Below are 20066 nucleotides of genomic sequence, written 5' to 3'. Positions count from 1 at the left end.
ATGGCTGTACGTTGGTGTCGGGACAGAAAGCCGCCGCTAGTCTTGGCCATCAAGGGCATTGCTGCCGTGCCAGTTCAAGTTTACCAGATTGGCGACTCCGTTCCACTCCATCGCCTCGGCTTTCATCCCGACAGCTTCGCGTAGAGTGCGGGGCTTCCCGCCGATTAAGCTAAAAAAAGCCGAGATTAAGCAAAAGCAAGAAACCGGGTTTCTGAAAGTGAGACAGAGCGAGCGTCAGTCATTTGAACAAAAATAATGAGAGAGATCGAGGTTTTAGAAAAATGCTATAACTCCGTCGAATCGCCCAACACCTCGAACTCAGCCTCGCCTAACTCTCCCCAATAAGCCCCCCCCCGAAGATCGCCTATTCCAGGAAGGTTCGCTCCAGAAATTCCCTGCAACTTAGCCAAACCAGCAAGGTTACAAAAACTGGGTACCATCGCCTATAATCTACGAAGCTTTTAAAGAATTGTTGCAAAACTCCGGCTTTTTCCCGGCTGGAGGGCATTTCCGCAGACCTTGGGGAACTCTCACTCCTGGAGCTGATTCTTTATTGAGTAAGATAGAATGCTCCAAAATTCTGCGGATTCCGGTCTGAGCAGAGTAAGCCCGATGCAATCAAGACCCTTCCCATGATCCAACACCGACCCATTCAATCCCTCGCCTCCTTCATCCAGAGGACTGCCGTCTCCCTCTCTAGACGACAGAAACAAACCATTCTCTTGACCCTGGATGTTTTTTTATTCCTAGTAGCCATTTGGGCAGCATTTGGGTTGCGGTTCAGCACCCCGCTTCCCCTTGCCGAAACCGTACGCTATCTGTGGCTGCTCCCCTTACTCTTGCTCCTCAAACCCTTAGTATTCTTAGGCACCGGAATGTATCGTCCGGTGTTGCGCTATGCAGGCTTTGAGTTTCTGCTGACTGCCAGCAAAGCCGTAATCTGTAGCTCCGGCGCCTTCATCATTCTGGCTTACTTTTTGCCGCCGTTGCAACTGCCGCGATCCGTATTAATTAACGATGCCCTCCTGACTCTCTTATTGGTCGTCAGCACCCGTTTGAGCATTCGCTGGTTTGTCACCACAGTCATCGCCCTTTCCCGTCAAACTAGCCAGCAAGAACGGGTCATCGTCTATGGGGCGGGCGCTGCGGGATCCCAACTCGTTCAAACCTTAGCGCAGCATCCCACCTACAAACCCGTGGCCTTCGTCGATGACGATCGCTCCCTCCAAAAACAAATCATTCACGGACTGACCGTTTACACCCCCTCCGACCTGCCCAAACTGATTTCCCAATATTCTATAGACAGTCTATTGCTAGCGATGCCTTCCGTCGGGTGGGTCAAAAAGCGGCAAATTTTCAATCGCTTGCAATCCTTGATGATTCCCGTAAAAACCGTTCCCTGTATTGGCGATATCATCTCCGGGAAAGTCTCGATTAGCGAAATTCGCAATATCGATATTGCCGACCTTCTCGGGCGCGAAGAAGTGGTCGCCGATCCCCAACTCTTGGAACACAATATTAAAGGAAAAACCGTTTTAGTCACCGGGGCTGGCGGTTCCATTGGCTCCGAACTGTGCCGTCAAATTGCCCGACAGCAGCCCAAATGCCTCATTCTCTACGAAATTGGCGAGTTTGCCCTTTACACCATCGATCTCGAACTCAAAGAAGCCTTTCCCACCCTGAAAACAGTTGGCTGCTTGGGTTCGGTCACCGACGAGTTACGCCTCCAATCCGTGCTGTTTCAATATGCAGTCGATACCATTTACCATGCTGCCGCTTACAAGCACGTCCCCCTCGTAGAATCCAACCCAGCGCCGGGTATTCTCAATAACGTCTTAGGCACGTTAACCGCCGCCAAAAGCGCCATTGAAGCCGGAGTCGGCGATTTCGTTTTAATTTCCACCGATAAAGCAGTTCGTCCGACTAGCGTGATGGGCGCCAGCAAGCGCGTCGCCGAACTGATTATTCAAGCCCTCGCCAGTCGCCCCAGCACCCCCACTTCCTTTTCAATCGTTCGCTTTGGTAACGTCCTCGATAGTAGTGGGTCGGTGGTGCCGCGTTTCCGCCAACAAATTGCCGAAGGGAAAGCGCTGACCGTGACCAATTCGGACATGACACGCTATTTTATGTCGATTCCCGAAGCCGCACGCTTGGTCATTCAAGCGGGGGCAATGGGTCAAGGCGGCGAAATCTTTTTGCTCGATATGGGCGAACCCGTCCGCATTTACGATCTGGCCGTACAGATGATCGAATTGAGCGGTCTGGTACCGGGTAAAGATATTGAAATTAAGATTACTGGATTACGACCCGGGGAAAAATTACACGAAGAACTGCTCGTGGATAGTGCCAAAGCCAAACCCACTCGTCATCCGAAAATTTTTTGCGCCCAAGAACCCAAAATTCATTGGGAATTCTTGCAACCCCGTTTGGAAGCGCTCATCGAGAAAGCCCACGCCCATGATGAAGCGGGAATTCGCGAAGAATTACGCCGCTTGATTCCGGAATATCAGCCGACGAACGTGCAGCTAACCAGGTCGTCTCGTTTGGCCGCCGCGTCAAACTCCTAGAAATATGGGCTATTGGGAATCGGGAGTTGGCGAACGATCGCCTGCCTCGGCCCTCCGTTACTGGTTCGGAACCCTCACACACACCAAAAACACCCTCGCCCCTCCGGTCTAACTCTACTCAAATCCCAGTCAGCACATTCCCCAATTAAACCTCTATATTAGTTTTAGTTTTAATCTTTTAATTAGCTATTGCCAGCTCCGATCCGATCGCTAGGATCCGAACCCTATGTTAAACACCTCGATCGCCCAAACTTATAAAATCCTCCAATCTTCCCTTTATCTACTCCCAGGGCTGATAAGCTTCATCGTTTTATCCGCCCCCCTTCCGGCTAAAACCCAGACATTACCGGGATTAGATCTTTTTAACCCAGGTAATCCCAGTTGTAGGGGCGACAATACCCCTTACACCCTCGGATCGGGCGATCGCGTACAGCTCGATATTTTCAACGTCCCCGAATATAGCGGCGAAAACGGCCAATTCCAAGTTCTCGCCGATGGCAGTCTCAACCTCCCCTTAGTCGGTAAAGTCACCGTCGAAGGGTTGACCCTCCAACAGGCAGGCGCCCTGATTTCCCAAAGTTACGATCGCTTCCTGCAACGCCCGGAACTGCTCACCGTCAGCCTCCTCGAACGCCGTCCCCTGCAAATCGGCATCGGCGGAGAAGTCAACCGTCCCGGTTCCTACACCATGTCCGTTATCGGGCGCGCCGACAGTGAAGAAGCCACCCAAATCCCCACCATTACGGGAGCAATTCAGCGCGCTGGAGGCATCACTCAAGCCGCTAACATCACCCAAATTGAACTGCGCCGCAAAACAGGCAGTGTCTGTACTGTCAACCTCTCCACACTCGTCAGCCAAGGCAGTTTGCAAGAAGATATCAGCCTACGCGATGGCGACACCATTTTTATCCCGACCTCTACGACCGTCGATCCTGTAGCGACAACCCAACTGGCAACGACGAGCTTGGCGGGACAAGCGACCCAACCGATTAACATCATCGTCGTCGGCGAAGTCACTCGTCCCGGCGCCTACACCGTCACCCGCGTAGACGAAAATGGCAGCCTGTTGACCGTCACCCGCGCCTTACAAACTGCCGGGGGGATTAATCTTTCCTCAGATATCCGGCAAATTCAAGTGATTCGTCGTCCCAAAACCAGTAACGAACCGATTCCGCCGATTCAGGTCAATTTGTGGCAACTGTTACAAGGCGATCGCACCCAGGATATCGTCCTCCAAGAAGGAGATACGATCGTCGTTCCCACGGCAACCAACCCCAACCCCGCCGAAGTCGCTCAAATTGCCAGCGCTAACTTTGCTGCCAATTTTTCAAGACCACTCAACATTGCAGTAGTCGGCGAAGTCAACCGTCCCGGAACCTATACCATCGCCGGGTCTGATGTGAGTTCCAGTGGCAATCGAGAAATTCTTGAAGGTCCTGAAACGGGCGGGCAGTTAGTCGGACTCCCCACCGTGACCCGAGCATTGAAAATTGCAGGAGGAATCAGCCCCTCCGCGAATATTCGTCAAATTCAAGTTCGCCGCCAAACGAAAGCGGGAACCGAACAAATCCTCGTAGTCGATCTTTGGCAACTCCTTCAAGAAGGAGATCTCAGTCAAGATACCCTCCTCCAACAAGGGGATACCATTGTCGTTCCCACCGCAACCAATATCGATCTAGCAGAAGCGCCCCAAGTCGCTGCTGCCAGTTTTTCTCCGAATACCATTCAAGTCAATATTGTTGGTGAAGTCGTTAGCCCCGGTTCAGTTACTTTAGCGCCGAATTCTTCATTAAACCAAGCGATTCTGGCCAGTGGTGGATTTAATAACCGACGGGCGGATGAAGATGAAGTAGAACTGATTCGCTTGAATCCCAATGGAACGGTTTCTCGTGAAAAAATCCCCATTGATTTCGCTCAAGGATTAGATGAAGAAACCAATCCCACCTTACGGAATAATGACGTGATTGTTGTCGGGCGATCGGGTTTTGCCAAAACAACCGATACAATTGGAACGGTTTTTAGTCCGGTCTTTTCAGCGTTCGGGGTTTTCAGATTCCTCAATGTTTTATTCTAGTCCGACCCCATCATCAAAAGCCCCCCTTTCTAAGGGGGGTTAGGGGGATCTTCCAACCAATCCAGCTAGAAGTCTAATATCAACGATCGCTTAACCTCATCCACCCCCCAAGGGATCCTGTAGAGTAGGATAGGCATCCACGAACAAAACAGAGGAGTAAGGATGGAAACGACACCCAACTCTCAGCCAATTGTCTTCCAATCGGGTCAATCACCGCAAATGATATCGGTTCCTTACGTTCCGGAATATATGGATCCGGACGAAGAAGAACTCGATTTAGGACAACTGTTTGATGTCATCCGACGTCGGGCTTTGGTGATTTTGGGAGTTGCAGGTGTAGTCACTGCCGCAGTTGGTTTTTGGACTGCCAACCAAACTCCGGAATATGAAGGTCAATTCCGAATTTTAGTCGAACCCGTCGTTTCCGATCAGGATAAATTCTCTCAACTTTCCTCAATGGCTGGGGGTTTGGGGGCGGCATTTCTTCAAGGCGAAAGTTCGGGATTGGATTACGACAGCCAAATTGAAGTCCTCAAAAGCCCCAAGCTGATCGATCCAATCGTGCAGCAGCTTCAAGTTCGCTATCCGGAAATCGATTATAAAGGACTCGTCGGCAAAGAAGAAGCGCCTCTCGCCATCGATCGCCTCAATAACAATACTAAAATTATTGAAATTAGCTATCAAGATACCGACCCTGAAAAAATCCTATTTGTTCTCAGCCAAGTTGAGAAAGGATATCTGCGCTATAGCTTAGAAGATCGTCAAAGTAATATCCGTCAGGGAATTCAATTTATTGACGATCAATTGCCTCAGTTACGGCAGAGGGTCGATACCTTACAGGAACAATTACAAGAATTTCGACAGCAAACCAATCTCATCGATCCTCAGATTCAAGGCGAACAACTTGCCGAGCAAATGAGTAAAGTCAACGACCAACTTTTAGAAGCTCAAACCGCAGTAGAACAAGGGCGAGAGTTGGTTGTTAATTTACGAGAACAGTTGGGTCAAGAACCGGAAGAGGCGATCGCCCTTTCGGTCCTGAGTGAAGCGCCGGGATATCAAGAACTTCTGAGAAAATTACAGGAGTTAGAACAAAAAATTTACACGGAATCGACGCGCTTTAAACCCGAAAGTCCCCAAATTCAAGTGCTGTTAGAACAGCGCAACAAGTTATTACCGTTATTGCGCAAAGAAGCCCAAGCGGTTCTCGGACAAAATCTCGGGAATGCCGCCGTGACACCGGAGAGTTTTCCCTTCCAAAGTACGGTTCGCTTGGAATTGACTCAGCAGATGGTGGATGCGTTCAATAGATTTGAGTTAGCAAAGTTACGCTACAGCGCGATCGCCCAAGCCGCCAACGCCTTACAAAAGCAACTCAACGAATTTCCCGCGATCGTCCGCCAATACACCGATCTGCAACGAGAATTGCAAGTGGCTAGCAACACACTCAACGAACTCCTCGCCCGTCGAGAAGGCTTGAGAGTGGATGCGGCGCAAAAAGAAGTCCCCTGGGAAATCATCGCCAAGCCAGAAATCCCCAAAAATGAAGAGGGCGAATTAGTACCTGTTTCGCCAAAAGTTCTCAGAAATCTGGTTTTAGGGGCGATGTTAGGCTTAATGCTCGGCTTTGGCGCCGCCTTACTCGTGGAACGTCTCGATAATGTCTTCCACGACCCCGACGACCTCAAAGATGTCACCCGGGTTCCCTTGTTGGGAACGATTCCGGCGAGTGACAGCGCCAAAGAATTACCGATCGCCGATCGCGATCGCGCGGGCGAACTCTACTATCCGAAAGACTTCCCCTTTACCGAAGCCTTCCGCACCCTACACGCCAATTTACGCTTTCTCAACCCGAACAAAAGCATCCGTTCTCTCGTCATCGGTTCCGCTACCCCCGCCGAAGGTAAATCGACGGTCGCCGTCAACCTCGCCCAAGCCGCAGCCGCAATGGGTCAGCGTGTCTTACTCGTCGATGCGGATTTGCGCTGGCCCCAAGTTCATACCCGCTTGGGGATCGAAAACCGCAAGGGGTTGAGCCACATTCTGGCGAAAAATGTCGAAGTCAGCGAGGCGATCGCGCGATCGCCCGTCGAAGAAAACCTTTACCTGCTCACCGCAGGCGCCCTGAACCCCGACCCCACCCGCTTGCTTTCCTCGGACAAAATGCAGCAGCTCATGCAGCAGTGGGAATCCAGCTTCGATTTAGTCATTTACGACACCCCACCCCTCCTCGGGGTCGTCGATGCCCGCCTGTTAGCCGCTAACACCGACGGTTTGGCCCTCGTCGTCAGCATCGGCGAAACCGAACGTCCCGCCGTCACCCGCGCCATCGAAGAACTGCAAAAATCGAATATCAACGTCCTCGGAACGATCGGCAATGGCGTTAAAGGATCGACGAATAACTTCTACTACGATTCCCAACGTTACGATCGCTACAACCGCGATCGCGAAAGCCTCGAAGAAGAAGAACCACTTCCTCTAGAACCTAGCTAATTCCCAATCGAATCCACGGCCAAAATACAACAAGAATTATTTCTCTCTGACCGTACTTTTTTAATCGTAAAATTCAGCCTCAAAACTTATTCTCGTCATCGAACAATGACGAGAATTTTTGTTGCCAAGTTCCGGATAAAATCCCCTAACATATTCCGGATAAAATCACTCTTTTCTGTAGAGGTGAGTGGAAATTTATCTTTGGGACGAGTTTCGGGATGTTTCAGAAAATTTGGCAATCATTCCTGTGTAACCAACGGGAGAATCTACCACCCTACCCAGCCGCGATCGCATCCCCCCAGCAACCCACACCCCGCAGCACCAGCGATCGCACTCACTTCCTCCCCAAATCCTCCACCCTCTCGATCGTCACCCAATTTTACCCCCCCGATTACGCCGCTACGGGGCAATTCATCCAAGAACTGGCCGCCCAATTGGGCAAACAAGGAATGAACGTCCGCATTTTCACCGGACAACCGGGATATGCCTTTGAAACTCCCCTCGCCCCTCCCGTGGAATCGTCAGAAAATCTTCACATTCGGCGATCGCGAACCTCCCGAATCTGGCCCCAACGCATTCGAGGACGCGCCTTTAACGGACTCCTCTTTTGCCTGCGTTCCGCCCTCCATCTGATTAAAAGCGCCCATCGCGGCAACATCTTGCTCCTGACCACCGAACCCGCCTACCTCCCGGCGATCGGGTATCTCGTCCACCTTTGCTTTGGCGCTCCCTACGTTTGCCTCCTCTACGACCTCTATCCCGATGTCGCCGTCCAACTCCGGGTCGTCCCCGCCAAACACTGGCTCGTCAAACTCTGGGACGCTCTCAACCGCCAAATTTGGAAACGATCCCAAGGCGTCATCGTCCTGAGCTCCACCATGAAAGATCGGGTCGTTCGCAAATGTCCCGATATTGAAGACAAAATCTCTGTCATCCATAGCTGGGCCGATCCAAAGTGGATCGTCCCGCGCCACAAACAAGACAACTGGTTCGCCCACCAACACGATCTCGTCGATCGCTTCACCGTGCTCTATTCCGGCAATATGGGGCGCTGTCACGATATCGAAACGATCTTGAGGGCGGTCGAACACCTGCAAAACGACCCCATTCAATTCGTCTTCATCGGCGCAGGCGCCAAACGCCAAGAATTCCGCGATCGCGTCCGCGAACTCGATTTAAAAAATTGCCTCTTCCTTCCCTATCAAGATAAAAAACATCTCCCTTACTCCCTCACCGCCTGCGACCTGTCCCTCGTCAGCATCAGCCCCGGACTCGAAGGCATTATCGCCCCGAGCAAACTCTACGGGATCCTCGCCGCCGGACGCCCCGTAGCCGCCATTTGCGAACCTCACTCCTACCTGCGCCAGCTTCTCGCAAAGGCCCGATGCGGCATCGCCATCGATAACGGCGACGGCGATCGCCTCGCACAATGGATCCGCCGCCTCATCCAAAACCCGGCATTAACTGCCCGATTGGGCGAAAACGGTCGGCAGTACCTCAAAGCCAACTTCACCCCCGAGATCGTCGCCCGCCAATATTTTGAGGTTTTGAGTGCCGAGGCGATCGCCCCAACCCGTTGTTCTAGAGCCAAACGACAACCGAGCCAACTATTTTAGTTCCCTACAAACAAAGGAGATCGAACATCCAACTCAGGCCAACCCCCGATTGAATAATTCCACAATCTCCCGGCAAAAATATTTTAATTTTTCCTTAACTTCGATTGCGGGTTCGCTGGCGCCGACAAATCGCCAGTTTTCCACCGTCGAAAATCGCCACTGTTGACCCTGGTGGTCGTACCCTGCGGCCTCGACGCCGATCGCCCGCGTTTCCCCACTCACCGGATCTTCGTAAAACCGGATTTGCAGTAGAATGCTGCGACTCTGAAACGCCCGACTGCGACCGGGAAAGTGAAAGCCAATATCGATCGAATCCGGATCCACCAGCGATCGCGTGTCCGGATCGTTCGTCCACGGCTTCAAATCCGATCTCACATCCGGAAATTCTGACTTAAACAAATTGACCACCGCCGCAATCTTGCTCGTCAGCTCCAAATTTTTCGCTTGTTCTGCTGCATTCACTCGCTATCATCCTCCTTATCGATAGATCTTTCAAAACGATAGAACCTTATTCAATCTGTGTTAAATTCCCCTGAATGAGTATTGTAGGCTTCCCCCAAACTCTTTATTTTGGTAAGGGTGCCGATGGAGCGGCCACTACAAGAACGAGTAGGAATGACCAGAATGGCAATACCCTGTCAGATCGTCGTTGAAAACAATCCAGCCCTTATTTATGCCAGTCGTAACGGCAGTCCCGAAAAAGTCCGGCGGGTTCTCAAGCCCTTCCTAGAAAAATTTTGCCAGGAGCGAGAGACGGCTGGAGAATACCAGGATACACCTGAGTGTTTAGTGGCTCAGATCGTCGTGCGCTTTGGTTTTGAAATCTGCGAAGACGATTTCTCCAATCTCAAAGTCAGCACCGATTACAACCCGCAAGTCGAATATCTTTACTTCGTCAAATCCGATGGCAGCGTCCGGGTATTCGTCCCCGAAGCCGCCTATCGCGAAAATCCCAGCCTCGGACTCCAAGGATGTCGGGAACTCGAAGATCGAGGTTGGCAACTCGAATAAACCCTTAGAAAAGGCGGCGATCGCTTTCGACGGCGCCGCCTTCTGCACGACCACCTCATTTCAGCGATCGCCGCCCTCTCGACCACCCCTCCCCCACAAAAGCCAAGGGAACGGGTTCGAGTCCCCCTACCATAAAAAGTTATCCTTATTGATGAGATGAATAGTTACAGATAATTCGCTAGAACCCGTAAGTTTATGTTTGACGCCCTCGCCGAACGCTTGGAATCCGCTTGGAAGAAACTGCGCGGTCAGGATAAAATCTCCGAATCCAACATTCAAGAAGCCCTGCGCGAAGTCCGTCGAGCCCTGTTGGAAGCCGACGTCAACCTCCAAGTCGTTAAAGAATTTATCGCCGAAGTCGAAACCAAAGCCCTCGGCAGCGAAGTCATTGCCGGGGTGCAACCGGACCAGCAATTTATCAAAATCGTCCACGAAGAACTCGTCGCCGTCATGGGGGAGAGCAACGTCCCCCTCGCCCATGCCGAACGAGCTCCCACCGTCGTCTTAATGGCGGGGTTGCAAGGAACCGGGAAAACCACCGCCACCGCCAAACTCGCCCTGCATTTACGCAAGCAAAATCGCAGCACCCTGATGGTGGCCACCGATATTTACCGTCCGGCGGCGATCGATCAACTCGTGACCCTGGGCAAGCAAATTAACGTCCCGGTCTTCGAGTTGGGCGCCGATACCGATCCGGTGGAAATCGCCCGTCAGGGGATCGAACGCGCCAAAGCCGAAGGCATCGATACCGTCATCATCGATACCGCCGGACGCTTGCAAATCGATCGCGACATGATGGCCGAATTGGCGCGCATTAAAGAAACCGTCGAACCGGACGACACCTTACTCGTCATCGACGCCATGACGGGACAAGAAGCCGCCAACCTCACCCGCACGTTTCACGAAGAAATCGGCATTAGCGGCGCCATCCTCACGAAACTCGACGGCGACAGCCGAGGGGGGGCGGCCCTGTCCGTGCGTAAAATTTCGGGAGCGCCGATCAAATTTGTCGGGGTCGGCGAAAAAGTCGAAGCCCTGCAACCGTTTTATCCCGATCGCATGGCCTCGCGCATTCTCGGGATGGGCGACGTGCTGACTTTGGTCGAAAAAGCTGCCGAAGAAGTCGATATCGCCGACGCCGAAAAAATGCATGAGAAAATCATGGCGGCGCAATTCGACTTCAACGACTTTTTGAAACAAATGCGCCTGATGAAAAACATGGGGTCTCTCGGCGGCGTCCTCAAGTTGATTCCCGGGATGAACAAGCTCACCGACGACCAACTCGAAAAGGGAGAAAGTCAGCTCAAGCTCTCCGAATCGATCGTCAATTCGATGACCAAGGAAGAGCGGCAAAATCCCGATTTGCTCGCCCGATCTCCCAGTCGGCGGCGAAGAATTGCCCGGGGATCCGGTCACTCGGAAAAAGAAGTGAGCAAGTTGGTGACCGATTTTAGCCGAATGCGAACGATGATGCAGCGCATGGGTCAAGGCGCTTTCGGAATGCCCGGAATGGACGGACCGGGGGGCGGCATGTTTGGCGGTCCGGGCGGCGGAATGCCTCAAAGGGGCTGGCGCGGTTACCAAGGCGGTCCGCCGAAGAAGAAAAAGAAAAAGTCTAAAAAGCGTAAGGGGTTCGGCCAACTTTGAGCCGAGCGATCGCCTTTTGATGCGGGCAGGCATGGTAAAATTAGAAGCTTTGCAGCATCAGTTGCAACCCTCCCGAGATCTAGAGCATGGAATAGCTTATTATTCGATCGGGAGTCAACCGGACGACATTCACCAACCCCGCCCTGAAAGGGAAGGGGATTGTTCGGATCGATCTGAGCAACGTAAGTGGTGAATAGCCCATTGAGACGCAGCCTGGTACGGACTTCCGAATAGTTCCCTAGTTCGGACTCTCTCTAAGCCTAATTGGTTAGGCGTTGGGTCAAGCCAAGACATCTTGGTTGCGTTGGGCGAAGGGACTTATACAGGTTTACTGGTTCCTGGGTCGATCGCCAGTTAAAAACCAGTTCCCGCAAGGGATTGTAAAGCCGTCTTAGAAGGACGGGGTTTCCACCCACTTTTCTGATGATTAAATTGCGATTGAAGCGATACGGTAAAAAGCGCGAAGTGAGCTATCGGATTGTGGCCATGAACAGCAGCAGCCGCCGCGATGGCCGACCTCTAGAAGAATTGGGATTCTACAATCCAAGAACGGACGAAACTCGGCTCAATGTCCCCGCGATCGTCAAACGATTGCAACAAGGCGCGCAACCGACCGATACCGTTCGCAACCTCCTTACGAAAGCTAATGTCTTCGAACAAGTCCGTGCCGGAAACACGACCTCAGAATAGTGACGAGCCCGTAACTCCCCTTCCTTCGACGGAGGGGGATCGTCCCGATTATTTGGGATTGTTGCGTTTTTTGGTCAGTCCGTTTTTAGAGTCCCCGGAATCGTTGCGCGTCGATTGCGAGCGGTTGCAAAATCAGTCAAAAGTTTGGCTGAGAATGGCGTTTGACGATCCGGAAAAAGGCCGAGTTTACGGTCGCGGAGGCCGAAACATTCAGGCAATTCGGAAAGTGTTAGACGCTACAGCTCGTCTGGCGGGAGAGTCGGTTTACCTGGATATTTATGGGAGTGAAAGCCCCGATCGCCCCTCTTCGGGCGGACGCGGTGGCGATCGCCGAAGCCCGAAACCCGGTTCTCGCCGTAGTTCGTCGAGGCGATCGCCCGCCCCTCCAGAACGCCCCCGCCCCTCGAAACCCCAGTAGGGACTCGTCGCCATCCTCGAAGACCGATCCGATTGACTCGTTCGAGATCGGATTCGGTCGTCGGCGATCGCCCTTTGCTGCCAGATTTCAACCCATTCTTTCACGTTAAAGACGCCTGTTTTGGAGTTGACTCTCCCCTTCGGCGTCTTTTTGCATTAAGGTGGAACTCGAACAGCCTGTGAATACGATCTCAGCATGAGCGCGGTATCGACCATCGAACTGCCCAGTCTCGACAGCGCGATCGCACTGTCCGGCGATCGGGAAACCAATCTCAAAACACTCTCGCAACAAACGGGCGCCCGGGTCGTCCTGCGCGGACAAGATCTCTATATCTCCGGAACCTCCAATCAGGTAGACTTGTGCTGCCGTTTGGTGCGATCGCTCGAAGACCTCTGGAAATCTGGCCAACCGATTTCCGGCGTCGATATCCTCACGGCCCGTCACGCGATCGACACCGAACGTCAAGACGAACTCACCGACATGCGCCGCGATGTCTTGGCGACCACCCGTCGCGGCGAAGAAATTCGCGCCAAAACCTTTCGCCAACGCCAATACATCAAATCCATCCGCACCCACGACCTGACCTTCTGCATCGGTCCGGCGGGAACGGGCAAAACCTTCCTCGCTACCATTTTGGCCGCTCAAGCCTTACTCGCCAACGAGTACGAACGCCTCATCCTCACCCGTCCCGCCGTCGAAGCCGGAGAAAAATTGGGCTTTTTACCCGGCGACTTACAACAAAAAGTCAATCCCTACCTCCGTCCGCTTTACGATGCCCTCTACGAAATCATCGATCCCGAAAAAATTACCAATCTGATGGAACGCGGCATCGTCGAAGTGGCCCCGATCGCCTACATGCGCGGACGCACCCTCAATAACTCCTTCGTCATCCTCGACGAAGCCCAAAACACCACCCCCGCCCAAATGAAAATGGTCTTAACCCGCTTGGGCTTTAAATCTCGCATGGTCGTCACCGGAGACCTCACCCAAACCGACCTCGGCTCCGATCGCCACTCCGGCTTATTTGTCGCTCAGAAGATTTTGCAAAATGTTGAAGGGATTGCCTTCTGCAAACTCTCTCAAGCCGATGTCGTCCGCAACCCACTGGTACAGAAAATTGTGGCGGCTTACGAACAGTACGATCGCTAGGGCAGTTCGCAGTGAAAAAGCAAAAAGCAAGAGTAGGCAATCAGCCATCCGCAATCTAAAATCTAAAATCTAAAATCCCAAACCCACCCATGCCCAATCTCAAAGAATTCATCGAAGAAACTCAGCAATTAGGCACCCTGCGCTTGATCGTTACCAGTCAGGCGGCAGTTCTCGAAGTCCGTACCCGCATCGAAAATCTGTTTTATGCAGAACTTCCGAAAGGCAAATATGCCAACATGCACGCCGAAGGTTTCGAGTTTCACTTAAATATGGACGAAATTGCCACCGTGAAATTCGAGACCGGGGAAGCCAAACGGGGCAACTTCACCACCTATGCCATCCGGTTCGTCGATCGCGCCGAGAACAACGCCCTCAGTGCCTTCTTGCAGTGGGGTAAACCCGGCGAGTACGAACCCGGACAAGTCGAAGCTTGGGAAGCGTTGCGCGACAAATACGGCGAAGTTTGGCAACCGAGTCCGATCGCCGAATAAGAACTCGCCCATATCGTCTCGATCGCCCAGGGGAAAAAAATTCATGCATTTATTCATGCATTTTCGTTCGCGTAGGGTCTCCAAAGGAGAATCGCCGACCAACTCGATCGCCGCTCGCATCAGACAACCATCTGCTTGGGTTGACCTTTGCCAATCCTGGTGTCAACGTCTCCGGCGTGTCGCCGTCCTCGCGATCGCGATCGCCTTGCTGGGAACGACTGCACCCGCTTTAGCCGGATCTCTCGGCGATCGCGTCAGTCGCTTTCCCGAATGGCAAAGTAAACCGCGATTGCAACTGGCTAAGGGCGATCTGGTGTATCCCAACTGGATGGAAGGAACGTGGGAAGTCACCAGTACCTTACTCGAACAGTACGCGCCATTAGCCCCGGAAATTGTGACGCCAGGATTCGAGAAAAATAAACGATTTCTCAAAAAACCCGTCACCTTTAAGGTCAAATTCTCCCCGGAAGAATCCGCCAATCGTTCTAACGCACTGCCTTCAATTCAAAATAACCAACAAGTTGACGAATCCGACGACGTGACCATCGTTGCCGATCGCGAATTTAACGGCTTGAACTTAGCTAAAGCTTATTTAGGCGATCGCAAAGTCGTTTCCGTTAAAGTCGATCCCGACGATCCCAACCGTCAAATTACCGAACTCAGTGGCAATCGCACCCTGGTTTCCGTAGTCACGGCCCGAGGAAGCGAAATGCCGTCCGACGAAGAATTTATGGCCACGGAAATTACCCAACAAGTCTTTCGCGGCGATTCGAGCATTTATCTCAATGAAGTAGAAACGACGACCGATTATCGCAAACTTCAACCTCCGGTGACGGCGATCGAAGCCGACCAAATGACCGCGATTTATCTCTCCCCACAAGACCCGGATTTCTTCGCGGCGGGGGGTCAGCCTGTCGCCCTTTACCATTACAAATTGGAATTGTTTCCCCTCGAAGACAACGCCAAAAAATAATCCGTTTTCATCAGGCGATCGCGATCCGACCCAGTCTGTTCTTGTTCGCGGCGCGATCGCCATGTTAGTTAGGGAAAACTAGATTCAACTTGGTCAACACGCACGACTGATGCGATCGATCAGTTCTTTTTTCACCGCTTCGGCGCGATCGTTGTCAATTTGACACGTTCCCGCATTTGCATGACCGCCGCCGCCATATTCGAGCATTAAGCTGCCGATATTGAGATCGCAACTGCGGTTGAGGATCGATTTACCCACCGCAAACACCGTATTTTGTTTTTTCAAGCCCCAGATCGCGTGCATGGAAATCTTGCAATCCGGGTAAAACGCATAAATCATAAACCGATTTCCCGGATAAATCACCTCTTCATTTCTCAAATCGAGAACCACCAAACCGTTGTAGACCTCAGAGCATTTTCTGATTTGGTCTTTAAACTCTTCTTGGTAGTCAAAATAGAGATCGAAGCGTTCGCGAACGTCCGGCAGTTCTAAAATTTCATCGATGCTATGATTGCGGCAGTAATCGATTAATTCCATCATTAACTGATAGTTAGAAATGCGGAAATTTCTAAACCGTCCCAATCCAGTGCGCGCATCCATGAGAAAATTTAACAACACCCATTGTTTCGGGGCGAGGATGTCGGTGCGATCGAATTGAGCGGAATCGGCTTTATCCACCGCCGCCATCATTTCTGAGGAGACATTGGGAAAAGTTTCTCGTCCGCCGTAATAGTTGTAGACGACTCGTGCCGCCGAAGGGGCTTTAGGATCGATAATATAGTTTTCTTTAATTTCTTCATTTCTGAGGGTTTCGCTTTCGTGATGGTCGAAGGCCAGATAAACCCCGTCAACGTAAGGTAAATTAGTGGTAATATCGCGGTTAGTTATCTCAATTTTGCCATCCTGCATATCCTTTGGATGGACAAATTTAATATCTTCAATTAAATTGAGTTCTTTTAATAAAACGGCACAAACTAGACCGTCAAAGTCACTGCGAGTGACTAATCTGTATTTTCCATCGGTTGGAGACATAGGAAAAACTGAAGAAATAAAGAGCTTCGACGATTTCTATTGAAACCTATGTTTTCTCTGGTGTCTAGGGCAACGCGATCGCCCCTGAGTGAGTTGTCTCCATCGGTGGTGGCGAGAACTTCACTGCCCGGAAGGGGGCCGCCATGCCAAATTTCGATAGTTTTTTGCAAGCCTCCCGTCGCCAAGCTTTCCCCGTCGGGATTCCAAGCGATCGCCGTGACTCCGGTGACATCTTCCGAGAGTTCGGCGAGTAAGGTGGCGTCGGTCAGATTCCAGATTTGGATCCCCTCACGGCTGGTCGTTGCGGCGATCGTGGCGACGGGATTGAGGGCGAGAGAACGCAGGGGCGATCGCGTGCGGATGCTGGGGGCGTCCAATTGCCCAGTTTGCAAGTTCCACACGTGGATGGCGCGATCGAGTCCGGCGCTGATCAAACGCCTGCCATCGGGGCTGAACGCGAGACTGGTAATCCCGGCTTCGTGGCGAAAGGGGGTAGCAATTGTCTCGGAAAAGCGGATCGCTTCCCCATCTTGTTGCAAGGGCCACAAGGCGATCGCCCCTTCTCGATCTCCGACAGCGAGGAGGGTTCCGTCGGGAGAAATCGCCACGGAATAAATCGGCTGAAAGGGCCACACGCTGTCAAGGGGTTGCGGATCGAGTAGATCCCAGAGTTTGAGACCGTCTAAAGCCCCACTCACCAGAGTGTGGCTGTCCGGGGTGATGGCGAGGGAAACAACATTGCTGAAATGGTCGAGAAAGGTATGTTTGAGTTTCCCGGTTTCGAGATTCCAAAGATTGACGATCGCGTCGTCGCCGCTACTGACGAGGGTGCGCCCGTCCGGGGTGAAATCGAGTTCTAACACCCGGCTTTTATGACCTTTGAGGGTTTGAAAGCGCTTGTTATTTTCCAGATTCCACAATTCGATGCGCGGGTCGTTGCGACCGCCGCCGACCGCCAAGATCGTGCCGTCGGGACTGAAGGCGAGGGATTCGACGGTGTTGGATTCTCCTTCGAGGGTGGTCACCCGTTCGGGGCTTTGCCAGGAGGCGGCGATCGCCCCCGGCGAGATGGCGACCTGTCGGCGATCGCCCCCGGTGGGATCTACGGCCCCGACGGACGCGATCGCCCCTCCGGCGAGGATCGCACTCAGGGTCACGACCGCCAGCAGCGCCCGCGAACCCCCGGGTTTTTTGAAACGGCGATCGGCGCCAAAATCACGGAAAAATGGCAATCGAGTCACGATAGAGTCAAAAGGATGTTGCTTCGCCGGAAGGGGAACAGTCCCCATTTGGGTGCGAAGGAGGGGCGGTTCGCGAACCGCCCCTCCTTTGAATATTCGGACAAATCGTTTCCGCTTTAGCGTCGGCTGGGGGGTGTTCTTGCCAACCGTTGAGGATGCCTTGCAGTTCTCCCCGCAGAGTAGCCAAGGCTTCGATCTGGCGATCGATCGCCTCGACTTTCGCTTCCAAATGCTGTTTGACTTCCCCACACGGCAACTCGCCGCGATCGTGAACGTCGAGGATGTCCTTAATTTCACCCAGGTTCAAACCCAACGATTGCGCCCGTTTGATAAAGGCAAGACGATTGAAAACTTCCGTCTCGAACAAACGGTAACCGGACGAGGAGCGATCGACGATCGGATCGAGCAGTCCGATATCTTCGTAGTAGCGAATGGTTTTAATACTCAATCCGCTACGGGTCGAAACTTCACCAATTTTGAGCCAGACCTTCCCCGAAGTTTCGTTCACGGGCTTCACTGCGAAAAATAGAGCTGAACTTCAGATGCACCGAAGTTAATGACGTGGCGGATGTTTTTTATCGGACATCAACATGGGTAATGGAGGTCGAGAAGAACTGGCAGGTAAATAATGCTCGGCAACGCGATCGCTCGGTCCCGGGTAGGGTCGTTGGGCTTGCCACCACCGCCAGAACAAGGCCAGTCCGGCGAGGGTTAAGCCAAATCCAAACAACGACAAGCTCGCATCAGCCCCACCGATCGCTGCATCAACTACCCCTACCGTCACGACAAAACTGGTGACGGGTTCTTGACGGTAAGCTGACTTGAAAAATCTAAGCCATGCAGCATTCATCATACTTTGTCCGCTTTCAATAGGTCCTTGTAATCGTAAGACTTTGTGTTGGCCGAAGACTCCGGATCGTTTACAGTTTACGTTGTCTCGGGATCCACTTACTTCCAGGATAACTCGGCTGCCTTAGATTCTAGGGGAAGCGGCTCCGTTTGGGTAGCGGGTTTCGAGTTTGGCTCCGTCGTGTTGCCGCAACTCGGCGGCGATTCTCCTTTGGAGACGCTACGCGATCGCGCTGAAGAGAGGGCGTTCGCCGCCGGGCATCTTTGGCCGAAGGGCCGCCATCGCCAACGACGGCGATCAGGTCAAACCCAGCCAGGAGAGCAGACCCTGACCCGTGACGTACTCGACGATCAGGGTAATCGCAAACCCGATCATCGCCGCCCGACCGTTTAAACGCTCTGCATATTCGTTAAAACCGAATTTTGGTTCGTCGATTTTGGGAGGAGTGGAAGGTTGCGGTTGCGTCATGGTGTCTCCGGTTGAGTTACATTTCTTTACATTATTATCGTTTTCTATTGTAGGGATGTGCGCTCGGGCGTCAATGGGTCGGCGAAAATTGGCGATCGCGTATAGCCTGAGCCATGGCTTTGCTAGTGCGCTTAGGGACTCCAAAGGAGTATCGCCCCGAGAGCGTGCGGGCGCCTTCTCAGGCTAAAACAAATAAACAATAGCGAGCGAGGACAGATATGGAAATTGGGGTTCCCAAAGAAACGAAAGATCGGGAATTTCGCGTCGGTTTGAGTCCGAGTAGCGTCCGGGTTCTTCAAGAAAACGGTCATGCGGTCTTCGTCGAAACAGGAGCGGGAGAAGGAGCGGGCTTTAGCGATGAAGAGTATGCTGACGCCGGGGCGATCGTCGTCGCTTCTGCCAAAGAAGCATGGGATCGGGAAATGGTCGTCAAAGTCAAAGAACCGCTTGGGCCAGAATACGACTTTTTAGCAAAAGATCGACTGTTATTTACCTACTTGCATCTCGCCGCCGATCGCCCCCTGACCGAACGGGCGATCGCCTCCGGCGTCACCGCGATCGCCTACGAAACCGTCGAACTCCCGGACAAACGGCTGCCCCTGCTCACCCCGATGAGCATCATTGCCGGACGACTGGCCATCCAATTCGGCGCCCACTTCCTCGAACGGCAACAAGGCGGACGGGGTTTGCTCCTCGGCGGCGTTCCCGGCGTGAAACCCGCCACCGTGGTCATTTTAGGCGGCGGGATCGTCGGAACCGAAGCCGCCCGCATGGCCGTCGGTATGGGCGCCCGCGTCCAAATCCTCGATATCAACATCGATCGCCTCGCCTACTTAGAAACCCTATTTGGTTCCCGCGTCGAACTGCTCTACAGCGAACCGATGCAAATCGAAGCCGTCGTCCCTCATGCGGATTTGCTCGTGGGGGCCGTCTTAGTCCCCGGACGGCGGGCGCCCGTCTTAGTCAACCGTTCCCTCGTCAAACAAATGCATCCCGGTTCGGTCATCGTCGATGTTGCCGTCGATCAAGGCGGTTGCATCGAAACGTTAAAAACCACCTCCCATACCAAACCGACTTACATCGAAGAAGGGGTGGTTCACTACGGCGTTCCCAACATGCCCGGGGCGGTTCCGGCAACTGCCACCCAGGCCCTCAACAACAGCACCTTGCCCTACGTGTTGAAACTCGCCTCCGGCGGGATCGCGGCGATCGACGACGATCCCGCCTTAGCGAAAGGGGTCAATATTTACAAGCATCAGTTAGTCCATCGTGCCGTCCAGGAAGTGTTTCCGGACTTATGTAGTTAGAGACTCCGAGGCGCGATCGCGCCTCCAGAGATGCACTCA

18 protein-coding genes are annotated in these 20066 nt (G+C 52.8%); 12 read left to right on the top strand and 6 right to left on the bottom strand.

The features are described from left to right. The first annotated feature begins 632 nt into the window (after window positions 1–632). The 4 genes from JJD41_RS12215 to JJD41_RS12200 all read left to right on the top strand — a co-directional run bounded on the left by JJD41_RS12215 (window position 633) and on the right by JJD41_RS12200 (window position 8750). The gene (locus JJD41_RS12215) at window positions 633–2567 is read left to right on the top strand and encodes a polysaccharide biosynthesis protein (RefSeq protein ID WP_200666233.1); all 1935 of its coding nucleotides are present in this window, start codon (window positions 633–635) and stop codon (window positions 2565–2567) included. A gap of 226 nt (window positions 2568–2793) precedes the next feature. Beyond that, window positions 2794–4641: an SLBB domain-containing protein gene (locus JJD41_RS12210; RefSeq protein WP_200666230.1), complete on the top strand. Its 1848-nt coding sequence runs from the start codon at window positions 2794–2796 to the stop codon at window positions 4639–4641. 219 nt (window positions 4642–4860) lie between these two features. Beyond that, window positions 4861–7134, top strand: a complete 2274-nt coding sequence (locus JJD41_RS12205) for a GumC family protein (RefSeq protein ID WP_234488609.1) — start codon at window positions 4861–4863, stop codon at window positions 7132–7134. Between the two features lie 218 nt (window positions 7135–7352). Then, the gene (locus JJD41_RS12200; protein WP_200666226.1) at window positions 7353–8750 is read left to right on the top strand and encodes a glycosyltransferase family 4 protein; all 1398 of its coding nucleotides are present in this window, start codon (window positions 7353–7355) and stop codon (window positions 8748–8750) included. Window positions 8751–8783: 33 nt separating this feature from the next. On the opposite strand, the gene JJD41_RS12195 is transcribed toward JJD41_RS12200, so the two are convergent. Beyond that, a complete protein-coding gene (locus tag JJD41_RS12195) occupies window positions 8784–9212 on the bottom strand; it encodes a hypothetical protein (protein WP_200666224.1) in 429 nt (142 codons plus the stop codon). Window positions 9213–9365: 153 nt separating this feature from the next. On the opposite strand from JJD41_RS12195, the gene JJD41_RS12190 reads away from it, so the two are divergent. The 7 genes from JJD41_RS12190 (at window position 9366) to JJD41_RS12160 (ending at window position 15129) form a co-directional block, all read left to right on the top strand. After that, window positions 9366–9761: a histidine kinase gene (locus JJD41_RS12190; protein ID WP_234488608.1), complete on the top strand. Its 396-nt coding sequence runs from the start codon at window positions 9366–9368 to the stop codon at window positions 9759–9761. A gap of 195 nt (window positions 9762–9956) precedes the next feature. After that, a complete protein-coding gene (ffh, locus tag JJD41_RS12185) occupies window positions 9957–11408 on the top strand; it encodes a signal recognition particle protein (RefSeq protein ID WP_200666222.1) in 1452 nt (483 codons plus the stop codon). A gap of 423 nt (window positions 11409–11831) precedes the next feature. After that, window positions 11832–12098, top strand: a complete 267-nt coding sequence (rpsP, locus tag JJD41_RS12180; RefSeq protein ID WP_168571632.1) for a 30S ribosomal protein S16 — start codon at window positions 11832–11834, stop codon at window positions 12096–12098. Beyond that, window positions 12055–12516: a KH domain-containing protein gene (locus JJD41_RS12175; RefSeq protein ID WP_200666220.1), complete on the top strand. Its 462-nt coding sequence runs from the start codon at window positions 12055–12057 to the stop codon at window positions 12514–12516. Before rpsP ends, JJD41_RS12175 begins: the two co-directional genes overlap by 44 nt. 195 nt (window positions 12517–12711) lie before the next feature. After that, a complete protein-coding gene (locus JJD41_RS12170) occupies window positions 12712–13665 on the top strand; it encodes a PhoH family protein (protein WP_200666218.1) in 954 nt (317 codons plus the stop codon). Window positions 13666–13754: 89 nt separating this feature from the next. Further along, window positions 13755–14156: a ChuX/HutX family heme-like substrate-binding protein gene (locus tag JJD41_RS12165; protein ID WP_200666216.1), complete on the top strand. Its 402-nt coding sequence runs from the start codon at window positions 13755–13757 to the stop codon at window positions 14154–14156. A gap of 43 nt (window positions 14157–14199) precedes the next feature. After that, window positions 14200–15129 carry a DUF6816 family protein gene (locus tag JJD41_RS12160; protein WP_234488607.1) on the top strand — a complete coding sequence of 310 codons (930 nt, stop codon included), beginning with the start codon at window positions 14200–14202 and terminating at the stop codon, window positions 15127–15129. Window positions 15130–15222: 93 nt separating this feature from the next. Here the strand turns inward: JJD41_RS12160 and JJD41_RS12155 are convergent, their stop codons facing one another. From JJD41_RS12155 to JJD41_RS12135, 5 genes are all read right to left on the bottom strand, one after another. Continuing rightward, the gene (locus JJD41_RS12155; RefSeq protein WP_200666214.1) at window positions 15223–16161 is read right to left on the bottom strand and encodes a DHH family phosphoesterase; all 939 of its coding nucleotides are present in this window, start codon (window positions 16159–16161) and stop codon (window positions 15223–15225) included. Continuing rightward, window positions 16131–17393 (bottom strand): WD40 repeat domain-containing protein, encoded by a 1263-nt coding sequence (locus JJD41_RS12150; RefSeq protein WP_234488606.1) that lies wholly within the window; start codon window positions 17391–17393, stop codon window positions 16131–16133. Before JJD41_RS12150 ends, JJD41_RS12155 begins: the two co-directional genes overlap by 31 nt. 16 nt (window positions 17394–17409) lie before the next feature. Then, window positions 17410–17910, bottom strand: coding sequence for a heavy metal-responsive transcriptional regulator (locus JJD41_RS12145; RefSeq protein ID WP_200667273.1), 501 nt, complete (start codon window positions 17908–17910; stop codon window positions 17410–17412). A 45-nt stretch (window positions 17911–17955) separates the two neighbouring features. Next, a complete protein-coding gene (locus JJD41_RS12140) occupies window positions 17956–18255 on the bottom strand; it encodes a hypothetical protein (RefSeq protein WP_370583797.1) in 300 nt (99 codons plus the stop codon). A gap of 294 nt (window positions 18256–18549) precedes the next feature. Then, on the bottom strand, window positions 18550–18720 hold the full coding sequence (locus JJD41_RS12135; protein ID WP_168571638.1) for a chlorophyll a/b-binding protein: 171 nt from the start codon (window positions 18718–18720) through the stop codon (window positions 18550–18552). A gap of 218 nt (window positions 18721–18938) precedes the next feature. Here JJD41_RS12135 and ald point away from each other — a divergent pair, with 218 nt between their 5' ends. Continuing rightward, a complete protein-coding gene (gene ald / locus JJD41_RS12130) occupies window positions 18939–20027 on the top strand; it encodes an alanine dehydrogenase (protein ID WP_200666208.1) in 1089 nt (362 codons plus the stop codon). The last annotated feature ends 39 nt before the right edge of the window (window positions 20028–20066 follow it).

The organism is Oxynema mangrovii CENA135 (assembly GCF_016632315.1).
In the GTDB taxonomy this organism is placed as follows: Bacteria; Cyanobacteriota; Cyanobacteriia; order Cyanobacteriales; family Laspinemataceae; genus Oxynema; species Oxynema aestuarii.
Note: the sequence above shows the minus strand (reverse complement) of the source record. Positions and strands in the feature narration are given on the sequence as shown.